Origin of the sequence: Allobacillus salarius (assembly GCF_007559425.1) — a bacterium.
Lineage (GTDB): Bacteria > Bacillota > Bacilli > Bacillales > Alkalibacillaceae > Allobacillus > Allobacillus salarius.
On the sequence record NZ_VMHE01000001.1, the window covers coordinates 117,206 to 130,673 of the forward strand.

General features: G+C 38.2%; 17 protein-coding genes. All 17 read right to left on the reverse strand.

Annotated features, from left to right (window positions below):
• Positions 1-9: 9 nt before the first annotated feature.
• Positions 10-366: a stage V sporulation protein AE gene (spoVAE, locus tag FPQ13_RS00650; protein WP_144087371.1), complete on the reverse strand. Its 357-nt coding sequence runs from the start codon at positions 364-366 to the stop codon at positions 10-12.
• Positions 366-1,373, reverse strand: a complete 1,008-nt coding sequence (gene spoVAD, locus FPQ13_RS00655) for a stage V sporulation protein AD (protein ID WP_144087372.1) — start codon at positions 1,371-1,373, stop codon at positions 366-368. The genes spoVAE and spoVAD overlap by 1 nt, the downstream gene beginning before the upstream one ends.
• Before the next feature lie 18 nt (positions 1,374-1,391).
• Positions 1,392-1,838, reverse strand: coding sequence for a stage V sporulation protein AC (gene spoVAC / locus FPQ13_RS00660; RefSeq protein WP_144087373.1), 447 nt, complete (start codon positions 1,836-1,838; stop codon positions 1,392-1,394).
• A gap of 14 nt (positions 1,839-1,852) precedes the next feature.
• A complete protein-coding gene (locus FPQ13_RS00665; RefSeq protein WP_144087374.1) occupies positions 1,853-2,272 on the reverse strand; it encodes a stage V sporulation protein AB in 420 nt (139 codons plus the stop codon).
• Entirely contained in the window at positions 2,262-2,876 is a 615-nt protein-coding gene (locus tag FPQ13_RS00670) for a stage V sporulation protein AA (RefSeq protein WP_144087375.1), read from the reverse strand. Before FPQ13_RS00670 ends, FPQ13_RS00665 begins: the two co-directional genes overlap by 11 nt.
• A gap of 161 nt (positions 2,877-3,037) precedes the next feature.
• A complete protein-coding gene (gene sigF / locus FPQ13_RS00675) occupies positions 3,038-3,790 on the reverse strand; it encodes an RNA polymerase sporulation sigma factor SigF (protein WP_144087376.1) in 753 nt (250 codons plus the stop codon).
• A 9-nt stretch (positions 3,791-3,799) separates the two neighbouring features.
• Complete coding sequence (gene spoIIAB, locus FPQ13_RS00680; RefSeq protein ID WP_144087377.1) at positions 3,800-4,240, reverse strand: anti-sigma F factor; 441 nt, start codon at positions 4,238-4,240, stop codon at positions 3,800-3,802.
• Positions 4,237-4,590 carry an anti-sigma F factor antagonist gene (spoIIAA, locus tag FPQ13_RS00685; protein ID WP_144087378.1) on the reverse strand — a complete coding sequence of 118 codons (354 nt, stop codon included), beginning with the start codon at positions 4,588-4,590 and terminating at the stop codon, positions 4,237-4,239. The genes spoIIAB and spoIIAA overlap by 4 nt, the downstream gene beginning before the upstream one ends.
• Before the next feature lie 76 nt (positions 4,591-4,666).
• A complete protein-coding gene (locus FPQ13_RS00690; protein ID WP_144087379.1) occupies positions 4,667-5,839 on the reverse strand; it encodes a D-alanyl-D-alanine carboxypeptidase family protein in 1,173 nt (390 codons plus the stop codon).
• A 184-nt stretch (positions 5,840-6,023) separates the two neighbouring features.
• Positions 6,024-7,328, reverse strand: coding sequence for a pyrimidine-nucleoside phosphorylase (locus FPQ13_RS00695; protein WP_144087380.1), 1,305 nt, complete (start codon positions 7,326-7,328; stop codon positions 6,024-6,026).
• A 15-nt stretch (positions 7,329-7,343) separates the two neighbouring features.
• Entirely contained in the window at positions 7,344-8,165 is an 822-nt protein-coding gene (locus FPQ13_RS00700; protein WP_377863225.1) for a purine-nucleoside phosphorylase, read from the reverse strand.
• Positions 8,166-8,187: 22 nt separating this feature from the next.
• Positions 8,188-9,363: a phosphopentomutase gene (gene deoB, locus FPQ13_RS00705; RefSeq protein ID WP_144087381.1), complete on the reverse strand. Its 1,176-nt coding sequence runs from the start codon at positions 9,361-9,363 to the stop codon at positions 8,188-8,190.
• Positions 9,364-9,407: 44 nt separating this feature from the next.
• Positions 9,408-10,295, reverse strand: coding sequence for a site-specific tyrosine recombinase XerD (xerD, locus tag FPQ13_RS00710; protein WP_144087382.1), 888 nt, complete (start codon positions 10,293-10,295; stop codon positions 9,408-9,410).
• Positions 10,296-10,470: 175 nt separating this feature from the next.
• On the reverse strand, positions 10,471-10,929 hold the full coding sequence (fur, locus tag FPQ13_RS00715; RefSeq protein ID WP_144087383.1) for a ferric iron uptake transcriptional regulator: 459 nt from the start codon (positions 10,927-10,929) through the stop codon (positions 10,471-10,473).
• A gap of 117 nt (positions 10,930-11,046) precedes the next feature.
• On the reverse strand, positions 11,047-11,676 hold the full coding sequence (gene spoIIM, locus FPQ13_RS00720; RefSeq protein ID WP_144087384.1) for a stage II sporulation protein M: 630 nt from the start codon (positions 11,674-11,676) through the stop codon (positions 11,047-11,049).
• Positions 11,677-11,751: 75 nt separating this feature from the next.
• Positions 11,752-12,918 carry an endonuclease Q family protein gene (locus tag FPQ13_RS00725; protein ID WP_246065288.1) on the reverse strand — a complete coding sequence of 389 codons (1,167 nt, stop codon included), beginning with the start codon at positions 12,916-12,918 and terminating at the stop codon, positions 11,752-11,754.
• 3 nt (positions 12,919-12,921) lie between these two features.
• Positions 12,922-13,464 (reverse strand): NUDIX domain-containing protein, encoded by a 543-nt coding sequence (locus tag FPQ13_RS00730; RefSeq protein ID WP_144087385.1) that lies wholly within the window; start codon positions 13,462-13,464, stop codon positions 12,922-12,924.
• Between the last annotated feature and the right edge of the window lie 4 nt (positions 13,465-13,468).

Consider the following 13,468-nt stretch of genomic DNA (forward strand, 5'->3'; position numbering starts at 1 on the left):
TTACCCCTTCTAGCCTTTTGGTTTAAAAATTAAGGCAATGATAAATCCAAATAAAATAGCAGAAGAAATACCTGCGGATGTCAATTGAAAAATTCCTACCGCTATACCCATAAATCCATGTTCTTCAGATTGAGCCATGGCTCCATGAAGGAGATTATGTCCAAAGCTCGTAATTGGTACAGTCGCTCCCGCACCAGCAAACTCGATTAGCTTGTCATATAAATCAAATCCGTCTAATACGGCTCCAGCGACAACAAAAGAAGACATGACGTGCGCTGGGGTAAGCTTTGCGACATCAAATAATAATTGACCTATGACGCAGATTGCTCCACCAACTAAAAAAGCCCATAAAAACTGTAAAATCATCAGTCTTTCACCCGCTTTATAACCACTCCATGCGCTATGCATGGAATAGATTCTTTTTGTTGGACAATCGTCGGACTAAGTAATGCACCAGTAGCTACAATAAGTACTTTATCCAGTTTGTTTTCCATCATTTGTTGCATAATGTATCCATAAGTGACCACTGCAGAACTCGCACAGCCACTTCCTCCCGCGTTTACTTTTTGGCTGTCGTGATAGATCATCAATCCACAATCTTGATGCACTTCTTCAATGTCATAGCCTGATTGCTCTGTTAGTTTCTTTACAATCGGCGTACCTACACTGGCTAAGTCGCCTGTCAAAATAATATCGTAATCCTCAGGTTGGCGACCGAAGTCTTTGAAATGCTGGACAATTGTATTTGCTGCAGCTGGCGCCATCGCGGAACCCATATCCAAAGGGTTCGTTACTCCATAATCAATCACTTTTCCGATAGTCGCACCTTCCACTTGGATGGCTGACTTTTCATTTTGTACGAGTACAGACCCAGCACCAGTAACTGTGCAATGAGCCGTATTCGGTTTTTGAATACCATACTCTGTCGGATAGCGAAATTGTCTTTCAGCTGTGGAGTAATGACTGCTTGTACTCGCCACAACTTTAGAACAATGACCCGCATCCACTAACGAAGAGCTGATGGCTACAGTTTCCATCGATGTGGAACAAGCACCGAATACACCAAAAAAAGGAGCATCCAAGTCCCTTGCTACATAGCTGGATGATATATTTTGATTTAATAAATCACCACTAATTAATAAGTCGACAGCATCCTGACGTGTATTTGTTTTGGATAACGTCAATTCAATTGATTTTTTCAGTAACGCTTGCTCTGCTTTTTCCCATGTTTTTTCATTGCAATATAAATCATCAAAACTATAATCAAAAGTATCCGCAAGCGGTCCCTGTGCTTCCTTTGGGCCAGTTACTGTGGCATTTCCAGCAATATATACACCATTTGTAAATTTCCATGAGTTTTTACCTTGCTTCATTTGAGATCACCTCTATTGTTAGAGTAATTGCTGGATTGTATACCGAATTAAGCCAACGACATACGCAGATACAGTACCGAAGACGATTACGGAACCAGCTAGTTTAAACATGTTTGTCGATATCCCATAGAGAATCCCTTCACTCTTATGCTCTAATGCAGCACTTGTTACCGAGTTGGCGAACCCAGTAACAGGAACGGCAGCCCCCGCTCCAGCAAAGCTACCTAAACGGTCGTAGACGCCAAAGCCGGTAAGTAAAGCAGAAATTAATATGAGCGTTGTTACCGTCGGATTTCCTGCTTGTTTTTCTGTAAAATCAAATACATACATATAAAAATAGGTCAATGCCTGTCCGAATACGCAAATTAAACCACCGACAATAAAGGCTTTCATGCAATTCTTTAATAATGGCGGTTTTCCTTGATAGGGTTTGATGCTTTCTTTATAGTTATCTTTCGTGATCATTCATATGCCCCTTTCTAAAAATCAAATATTGTCCATTGAAATACCGAACCGAATATTTTACCTAAGACAATTGCAAGTAAGAGTGTCAATAAATACTGATTCAGCCGAATACGCTTAAACAAAATTGGAAACACATTGAGTACTTCGGTTAACGCGGCAGCAAGCATTCCGATAAAGATCCCGTGTAACAAACCCCATAACACTTCAATTGGCAAAGGTACAGGGATGATAACCGTCTGAAATGATAAGTAGGTCCCGAATACGGCGCCAGCAGTCACGGCATTTTCAAAGAAATGAATAAATCTTCTTGATTTTGATAGTTGAGCTAATCGAGGGATGATTCCTAAAACCGTTAGAAATGCGACAAATCCTGCGCCAACAGTGAAACCAGCTGCTAAGCCGATAAATAAATCAAACAAGTAGTTAATCTTCATCTCGTTCAACCAATTCATTTTCATGGTAGGTCACGTATCTTCGAATATCTTCATCATAGTTGTGCATCTCGATGTCTAGAGGACTCGGTTCTTCATTTAATTTTTTCTTGAAAATATGATTAAAAAATAAGATCATCCCAAAGCCTAAACCAAATGAGTATGGTATTTGAAACCATAAAATACTTCGTCCTTTTTCACCCGTAATCATATAATGAATACGTTCTTGAACTTCTTCCATGCTGACATCATAGTGAAAATTCACAATCGCCATAGCTGAACCAATAAACAGCAGAGACCAAATAAAAACAACGTACAACGGAAAGATTTTCGAATGCTTCTTTTGAAGTTTTAGAATAGTTTGTGCAGGTCCGATTGTTTCTATTTCATATTCCGGATAGATCTTCCTAAGCTTTTCGATAATTGTAAAAATATCTAGAACTTTATAAGTCAGATCTTCTTTTTTAACTTCTGAAACAAAAAGTTGCTCAAGCTTTCGTTTCACTTCCTCGTCAGCTTGAATCCAAGCGATGTCCCTTAAGTAAATCTTTTCATTCATTTGAACTGTTTTATGATGTTTTAACTTAATGTAAATCACTTGTGCCATCGTTTTCACCTTCAATAGTTGACTCTAGCAATTAGTATGTACGTTTAGCTTCAAACCATGTATTTGAATAAAAAAATTGACGATTGAGCTGAATAAATCCAATTTGATATTTAAACAAAAAAGCCTTGCAGATTGATGGGAATTCAACCTGCAAGGAGTGTTCATTGATTCAAATATTCTTTTAAATGATTAAGGATATTTTTTTCCAACCGCGATACTTGCACTTGTGAAATGCTTAGTCGTTCAGCTACCTCCGATTGGGTTTGGTCTTTATAATACCGTAAATAGACAATTAGCCGTTCTCGTTCATTTAAATGCCGGACAGCTTCCTTCAATGCAATATGATCAAACCACTCGGTGTTCTGATCGGCTATTTGATCCATTAGTGTAATGGGATCTCCTTCATTTTCATAAACCGTCTCGTGAATCGAATGTGGTTGTTGGTTTGCTTCAAGCGCTAAGATGATATCTTCTTTTGGAATATTCATTTCTTTACTTAACATAGAAATGGATGGTGATTCACCGAGTTGTTTCGTAAGTTCATCTTTTTTAATACGAATTTTATTGTTCAATTCCTTTAGCGATCGACTCACCTTCAATGAACCATCATCTCTAATAAAACGCTGAATTTCTCCTATAATCATTGGTACAGCGTATGTAGAGAATCGCACTTCATACGACAAATCGAATTTATCAATTGATTTAATCAATCCAATACACCCAATTTGAAATAAATCATCCGGTTCATATCCACGATTCAAAAAACGTTGGACAACAGACCACACAAGCCGCGTATTATGTTCGACGATTTCATCACGAGCTTTTTCATCACCACTTTGACTTTTATTAATCAATTCACGAACCGTTTCGTTACTGAGCGATATATTCTTCTTGATCTGGCTATTTTGGCTCATCGGCATCACCTAATTGTAAGCCGATTGATTGTTTAAGAACTTTTTTCTCAAAGTGACGGTTGTTCCGTGATTCGGTATCGATTCAATTTCAAAGTGATCCATGAAGTTTTCCATAATGGTAAAGCCCATTCCGGATCGTTCTAATTCTGGCTTTGATGTATACATCGGTTGAATGGCTTCATCGACATCTTCAATCCCATTACCGAAATCACGAATTGTCAACGAAATATTATCGTCTTTAAGTTCACATTCAATCAAGACGGTCCCTTTCTCATTTTCTTCATATCCATGAATGATTGCATTGGTAACCGCTTCAGAGACAACCGTCTTAATCTCTGTCAGTTCCTCTACCGTCGGATCTAACTGAGCAATGAATGCAGCCACTGTCGTTCGAGCAAAAGATTCATTTTCACTTTTGGCGGCAAATTCTACTTTCATGAAATTACTCATAATGCCACCCCCAACCGAGCTAGAGCGGCTGCTTCATTTTCAACTGCATCGATAATCTTGAATAAACCCGATAACTCAAATAACCGTTGAACATCATAATTGATTGAGCAGATGACCATTTCACCGCCAATTTCTTTCACTTCTTTATAACGACCGAGAAATACACCTAACCCTGAAGAATCCATAAAATATAAGTTTTCCAAATTTACAACTACATGTTTTGTCATTCCGTTTTGTAAATAAGATTGCCAATCATTTTTTAATTGCTCCGCTTCGTGATGGTCCAACTCACCTGTCAATCGGACTAACAATACATCTTGTTTTTGTTCAAAATCATAAGTAAGACTCAAGGCCATACCCTCCTCTTGGTTTTAGCTACTTGAGTCTTTCTTTAATACTTATGAAAAATCCTTCTCCCTGACAAAACTAGTTCTTATTCGACGTTTTATATCCCTGATGTAAATACTTTCCGACACGATTAAACAATTTAAACAAACCAGCTTCTTGTACATCTTCCTGTACATATAGCGGTATTTTTTTCATCGTCGTATCACCTTTTTTAACATGTAAATGACCCAGTTGTTCGCCTTCCTTCATAGGCCACTTACTGATGTTACCGGGCTCAACAACAGTTTTATAATCTTCCATTTTTTCTCCCTTAGATAATAAAACTGAAACATTTTGATCGGCGACCAAGTTCAGCTCATCTTGCTCTGATTTTAAATGGGACCACGAATATAGAGGCGTATCTTTATCATGCAATTTATGAAGCTCATAATGACTGAATGCATAGTCCAACATATTGGTTACATCAGCGTTTCGATCTTTTACGGTTTCTGCTCCCATTGACACAGCGATCACTCGCATATCCCCTCGTTTTGCGGTAGCCGTCAGACAGTATTTCGCTGCATTTGTATAGCCTGTTTTTAATCCGTCCACACCTTGATAAAATTTCACCAATTTATTTGTGTTGACTAGCCAAAATTCTTCGTCTGTTCCTTTTCGTAAATAATCCTCATAAATTTGTGTATAAGAAGTTATTTCATCATGCTTTAATAGCTCTTGTGCAATCTTGGCCATGTCATATGCAGAACTAAAATGACCTTCCTCAGGTAAACCGGTTACGTTTTTAAATTTCGTGTTTTTTAATCCCAACTCTTTAACACGTTCGTTCATCCGTTTAACAAAGTTTTCTTCAGAAACGGCAATTCGCTCAGCTAAAGCGACAGATGAATCATTCGCAGAAGCGATTGCAATACTTTTCAGTAGGTCGTCAACCGACATTTCTTCATTCGGCTCTAAAAATATTTGTGACCCTCCCATTGACGCTGCATATTCACTCACACGCACTTTTTCACTAAGTGTCAGCTTTCCTTGATCAATCTCCTCCATGATCAATAATAGTGTCATAAGCTTTGTCATACTTGCGGGTGGTAGTTGTTTGTGGGCGTTCTTTTCGTGTAATACTGTGCCTGTATCTACCTCCATTAAAAATGAACTTGATGAATGGTTAGTTAATTCGGCATCTTCGGCGAATATAGATATACTTGGCATCATCAATAAAACAGTCAGTAATAGAATAAAATGTTTACGAATCATAATGTTCCCTTCCCTCCATTCGTTCTGCTTGATATTTTTTCCATGATTCTTGAAATTATTACACCGTTTTACGAATTAGTGAAAATGAAGGGTTATAAGGTTGTTCCATATTGATTAAATAATAATTAAAAAAACCAAGCTACAGGTTGTATTCCATAGCTTGGTTGCTAATTATTTCATTTACTTATTCCGTTATAATTTGTCTGATTAAATCAGGTGGGATTAAAGGATCAGGAGAGATTTTAATATTTTCTTTTAATTTGTTCTCAACTTCTTTAATGTCTTCTTGGTTGCTATGAACGGTTAACAAAGGTTCTCCTTTTTCAATTGTGTCGCCAACTTTTTTCTGCAGTACGACTCCGACGGATAAATCAATTTCTGAATCCTTCGTTAATCTTCCGGCGCCTAACATGCTCGCTGCATGACCTATTTCATCGGCGACCATTTCATGAATATATCCCGACGTATCTGCAAGTACTTCAAATTGATACTTAGCCTGTGGTAACAACGTCGGTTCATCAACAACAGATGCATCTCCACCTTGTGAAGCTAAAAACTCTTTAAATTTTTTCAAAGCATCTCCGTTTTCAATGCTTTTCTCTAATAATGACCATGCATCCGTTAGATTCTCTGCGTGGCCAGCCAAGACAACCATTTGACTGCCTAAAGTTAAGGATAGTTTCGTTAAGTCTTCAGGTCCTGTACCTTTCAGCGTCTCAATCGCTTCCTTGACTTCTAACGCATTTCCGATTGCATTTCCTAATGGTTGGCTCATATCACTAATGACAGCCTTCGTTTTTCTGCCAACAGAATTACCGATTTCAACCATTGCTTTCGCCAAATCAATTGATTCGCTTTCTTCTTTCATAAATGCTCCTGCACCTGTCTTAACATCCAAAACAATTGCATCTGCGCCAGCGGCTATTTTTTTACTCATAATAGAACTAGCAATCAACGGAATCGAGTTGACGGTCGCTGTAACGTCACGAAGTGCGTATAACTTCTTATCGGCAGGTGTTAAATTCCCAGATTGTCCGATAACAGAAACCTTTCTTTCGTTAACGTTTTGAATAAACTCTTCTTTAGTTAGTTCGACATGAAATCCTGGCACAGATTCCAGTTTATCAATCGTTCCACCAGTATGGCCAAGACCTCTTCCACTCATCTTCGCAACTGGCACACCGACGGAGGCTACAAGTGGTGCTAGAATTAATGTCGTCGTGTCACCTACGCCACCTGTGGAATGTTTATCGACTTTCGTTCCTTCGATCTCTGATAAATCAATCATATCACCGGATTGTGCCATCGCCATCGTAATGGCTGCACGTTCTTCCTTGTTCATACCTTGAAAATAAAGTGCCATCGCAAACGCACTCGCTTGATAATCAGGAATTTCTCCAGAGGTATAACCGTCTATAAAAAACTGGATTTCTTCTTGAGACAATTCTCCCCCATCTCTTTTTTTGGCAATAATATCGTACATTCTCATACTGTCCACTCCGATCTACATTTTCTTTAAAATCGAGCGAACGATCTGGATGAAATCCTCTCGCACACGCTCAGTCGTCTCAATTACTTCTTCATGAGACAACGGTTGATCCAAAATACCTGCAGCCATGTTGGAAATACAAGAAATGCCCAATACTTTCATTCCCGAATGGTTCGCAACAATTACCTCAGGTACAGTTGACATGCCAACAGCATCGCCACCTAATATACGCAACATTTTTACTTCACTACTTGTCTCATAAGTTGGCCCGGAATTTCCTACATATACGCCTTTACGAATCGTCTGTCCGAGCTCGTTAGCTGTCTCTTCAGCAAGGTTGCGTAACGATTTACTATAAGCTTGGGACATATCCGGGAACCGAGGTCCAAGTTCATCTGGATTAGGTCCAATTAATGGATTGGTACCCATCATATTAATATGATCTTGAATAATCATTAAATCTCCAGGTTCAAAATTTTCATTAATTCCACCTGCAGCGTTTGTAACAATTAATTGTTCAATGCCTAATGCATGCATCACCCGTACTGGGAACGTCACTGCTTCCATCGGATAGCCTTCATAATAATGAAACCTACCTTGCATCGCTAAGACGGTTTGGCCTTCCAGTTCGCCAATCACTAATTGTCCCTCATGTCCAGCTACTGTTGATTTAGGAAAATGAGGAATCTGTTCATAAGGAATGGTCGTCGGTTCCTCGATATAATCAGCTAAAACACCTAACCCAGAACCAAGAATGAGTCCAATATTAGGTTCCTGTTTGTTTAATTTTTGTTGAATAAATTGCTTTGCTTCTTCAATTTGATTCATTAACTGCATGAATATAACTCCCCTTTACTTGTTATCGAATGTCTTTTAAAAAGCTTTCGCCATGCTCTGGTAACTTTATGTTGAAGTTATCTGCAATTGTCGCTCCAACATCTGCGAAAGTTTTACGAATCGGTAATTCTTCGCCTGTGTTGATATTCTTATGATGAACAAGCAAAGGAACATACTCTCTCGTATGGTCTGTACCGTGATGCACTGGATCATTACCATGATCCGCGGTGATGATGAGTAAATCATCCTCTTTCAATTGTTCAAGCAGTTCTGGTAAACGTTCATCAAAAGCTTCCAAAGCTTCACCATATCCGATTGGATCTCTTCTATGTCCGAATTTCGCATCAAAATCAACTAAATTTAAGAAACTGATTCCTGTGAAATCTGTTTTCATCGTTTCATGAATTTGATCCATTCCATCCATATTGTCTTTCGTGCGAATTGATTTTGTAATACCTTCACCGTCATAAATGTCTGAGATTTTTCCAATTGCAATCACATCATAATCGTTGTCCTTGAGTTCGTTCATCACTGTGCGACCAAAAGGTTTTAGAGCATAATCGTGACGGTTAGATGTCCGTTCGAACTCGCCGGGTTTTCCTATAAAAGGTCGAGCGATGATCCGACCGATCATATACGGCTCATCTTTCGTAATCTCTCTAGCATACTCGCAAATTTCATATAACTCATCGAGTGGAACTACTTCTTCATGAGCTGCGATTTGTAAGACAGAATCAGCTGAAGTGTAAACAATTAATGCGCCTGTTTCAACATGCGCTTCACCTAATTCTTTAATAATTTCTGTACCGGATGCAGGTTTATTTCCAATAATTTTGCGTCCGAATTTACTTTCAATTTTTTCAATGAGTTCATTTGGAAACCCATCTGGAAATGTACGGAAAGGCTGATCGATCCGAAGACCCATCATTTCCCAGTGTCCTGTCATCGTGTCCTTTCCGCTCGATGCTTCTTCCATCTTTGTGAAATGAGCTTGTGGTTGCTCAGCTTTTTCAATCCCTTGAATTTCACGGATGTTACTCAATCCGAGCTTACTCATATTCGGCATATTCAAGCCATTCATTTTCTCAGCTATGTGCCCGAGGGTATCCGCACCGACATCATTAAATTCTTTCGCATCAGGTGCTTCGCCAATTCCTACAGAATCCATAACAATTAAAAATACGCGTTTAAAATCCATAAAAAACTCCTCCGTTTTTAAATAAGTAAAGTTGCCAATTCGTATTATGCCCGAGGATGATAGGTATGATAAATATCCTTTAACCTTGTTTTTGTCACATGAGTGTATATTTGAGTCGTTGAAATGTCCGAGTGACCCAACATTTCTTGGACAGCCCGTAAGTCAGCTCCATTTTCTAATAAATGTGTTGCAAAAGAATGACGCAACATATGTGGGGATACTTCTTTTTGAATGCCTTTCTTTAAAACAATTCCCTTTAACACTTTCCAAAAACCTTGTCGGCTCATCGGGTTTCCATGGTGATTCAGAAAAAGAGCATCTGATTGCTTTTTCTTCTCCAATTGAGAACGAGCATTCTCCACATAATCTTCGATTGCTTTTTGTGCATGTTTTCCGAGTGGCACAATTCGTTCTTTTCCACCTTTACCCGTTATACGGACAAATCCCATTGTTAAATGAAGATCATCCAACTCTAATGATAACAGTTCGGAAATTCTGAGACCGGTTGCATAAAGCATCTCCAACATTGCTTTATTCCTAAGATCAAACGGTGAGTCACCTTGAATATCGAGCAATGACTCTACTTCCTCGCTTGAAAGTACTTTTGGCAACATCCGTTCTTTCTTAGGCGTTTCGATATGTAAGCTCGGATCATGCTCTGCTAAACGCTCATAAATTAAAAAATGATGAAAAGAACGAATGGTTGATATAATTCGAGAAATTGAAGCCGTCGATTTATTTTGTTCTTTTAATGAGAGTAGAAAATGTTTAATGTGCGGTCGCTCAATCTGTTTAACTTCATGCAATGTATATTCGTTTGTCAAAAATGAATAATACTGCTTTAAATCTCTTTCATAAGATTTAACCGTGTTTTCTGCCAACCCTTTTTCAATCGTCAAATAGTGAACAAAATCAGCAATTTCATTATCCATAACGGTATCTCCCTCAAATGATGTGACGTAAAAAAGGCTATAGTTAGAATTTATCATACTACAGCCCTTCATTTCACTTAAAAACTCTATAATATATTAGAGAACATTTAAGAAAATTAAAAAGATGAACTCGAATGTACCGAGACCATCTTATCAATTGCTATTTTATGATACCTTACGAATTCACTTTACTTGTTATTGTTTGGCATTGTTCACAAACACCATGAAAGGTTAAACGGTGGTCTTTCACTTCAAAAGACCATCTTGATTGAACAATGGCTTCAACATCACCGAGTAAATCTTCTTCAATTTCTTTAACGGAGCCACATTCTACACAAACGAGGTGGTGGTGAAAATGTTCCGCCCCCTCTTTTCTAAGATCATAACGTGAGACACCGTCGCCGAAATTGATTTTATCAACCACTTTTAGTTCAGATAATAATTCCAACGTACGGTATACAGTGGCTAGACCAATCTCTGGGGCTTTTTCCTTTACGAGGAGATAAACATCTTCAGCACTTAAGTGGTCTTCTTCATGTTCAAGTAATACACGCACAGTGGCTTCGCGCTGTGGTGTCAATTTATAGCTTTGAGATGAAAGTTGCTTTTTGATCTTTTCAATGCGATTCTCCACTTATATGCACCTCTCCTCTTACTCGTTCAAGGTTTATTATAAGTAAGAGTCGTAAACATGTCAAATTAAAATGATTATTAATAGCAGATTATAATAAATATCTGAAGATAATCATTATTAATTGATAACTAAGTGGATCGCTTGGCTAGAAATTAAAATTTCAACAACACATCCTGCCAAAAGAATACAGAAAGAAATGGCAAGGTTTTTGAAATAACTACTCAACACTTCACCGATAGAAGTTTTGTTTCCTAGTCGGCTAAATAATAGTCGCATGACGCGAATACTGAAAATCATACTCCCAGCAGCCAAGAACAAGTAAGCCGGTATTATCAATAGATTTTGTGGAGCGATCGATACAAGCGAGATAAAAAATCCATCCCAAGCCAATTGGTGGACGAGAAAGCCGACAGTGAAACCGACAACTACACCTTTTAAAAATAATAAAAACCATACAATGGGCAGACCCACAAACGATAAACCAAATAAGAATAGAAATATCATATATTTACCATGCGTATATAAGATATTCAAAAAGCTATCCAAAACCGCTTGATCTGTTGGTCTCTCCAACATTTGAAAATAGTTTTCGACAAAAAACAACAAATCTTGTTGTTGTAAAAAGTTTAAGTTTCCGACCAAATTGGCCCCAAAAATCACACCTATTACAAATAAGACAAATAGAAAGACATACAGACTAATATAAGGTTCAATTGTATATAATGACCCTTTGATCCATCGCTTCATTCTAGATCCCCCAATCTCAATTTCCTATTAAAAATCTATGTGAGGAATCTTAAAACTAGAACGAAAGATCGTGAATTAATCGATGATTTTCCCGTAAACTCCGCCGCCACCAGCTTGCACAGAGATTTTTCCTTCTCGTAAATCTAATATTTTTCTAGCAATTCGCTCGTTGGAGTTTTCCTTCAACTGTTCGAAGCTAGCTCGATGAATAATATACATATCATGATGTAAATGCTCCCTCAACCGTTCAAGCGTCTTCGGGCCCAAACCAGGGATATAATCTAAAGGAACTTGATGAATATAAGGTGGTCGTTCCGTATAAGAACTATCTTCCGTAGACAAATCCTTTATGCGCTCGCTTACCCCTCGAATAACATTTGTCGATCCGCAGTTAGGACAGACCGTCCCGATAATCTCCGTAGTCTCGCATTTTTTACACACTGAATGATGATATTTTCCTAAATGAGGATTCATCCCATAATTTGCTTGAATTTTTCTTCCTGCTTCATTCTTTAACGCTTTTGCAAATTCATTGAACGTAGCTTCTTTTAATTCCAATGCGTTGTATTCACGTGCAATTTTTTCCAATGAATGAGCATCCGAATTCGTAAGGAATGGATAAGCTTTAATTTCTTCGATGTTTCGAACCATGTTTGTATCTGAGCTTAACCCTAATTCAACGGCATCGATCAGAGTTGGGTCAAAGACTTCTGTCAGGCTTTTTTTCACACCTTTGCCGTACAAACTTTTAAACGGCGTAAAGATATGTGCGGGAATAAATAATCCTTCTAATTCTTTGACCTTCTCTTGAAGTGCTTTTCCATCGACATATATTCGTTGAGAGCTTAGTTCCGGATTACTGACGTGTTGACGATACCATTGGGAAAAGTTTTTCATTCGCTCAACCGTTGCAAAAAAGCAGAGGATATGAATTGGTCCACTACTACTTGAATCGTAAATTTCAATTTCCGAGCCTAGTAAAACCGTTACCGATCCATTGGAGATACCGCCATCAGGCAATTCGATATACTTCTTATTCTGTACAGAAAGTTCAATTTCTTCGAGAACAGCGGGCACGTGGGCATCGATAATCCCAATCAAATCCAACCCCTTCTTCTCTTTGACGAATTCCATGATTGTTGAAAGCCTTAATTGATTGGAGGCGGAGATTTTCACCGGTTTCCCATGCATAGTTTCTCCGATATGAATATGGATGTCTGCATAGTAAGTTGATAAACTCAATTGCTACACTTCCTTCATTAAGGCGTAATACACAGCATGGACTGTTTTGGCATCGTGAATTCTTTCTTGTTTAATATATTCAATCGCTTCTGTTGGAGTAAGTTCTATTAATTCAACGAATTCATCGTCATCTCCCAATGATTGTTCTTCTACTTTATAGAGGTCTTTTGCTAAAAATAGCTCAATCTTTTCATCCGCAAAACCAGGTGAAGTGTAGTAAGACATAATAAAGTCAAACTGACGTGCTGCATATCCTGTTTCTTCTTCTAATTCACGTGCAGCTGTTTTAACTGATTCTTCTCCAGGTTCTAGTTTCCCAGCCGGAATTTCAATTATGCTTTTTCCTAAGGGCTTACGGTATTGCTCAACCATGATTATTTTTCCTTCACCCGTCATCGCTAATATGGCAACTGCACCTGGGTGGCGAACAATCTCCCGCTTCGACGTCTTCTTATTTGGTAAAATGACATCGTCAATCTCTAAATCAATGATTTTTCCTTCATAAACCTTTTCGGTGTGTACTGTTTTTTCTTCAAACTTATTCACTTTA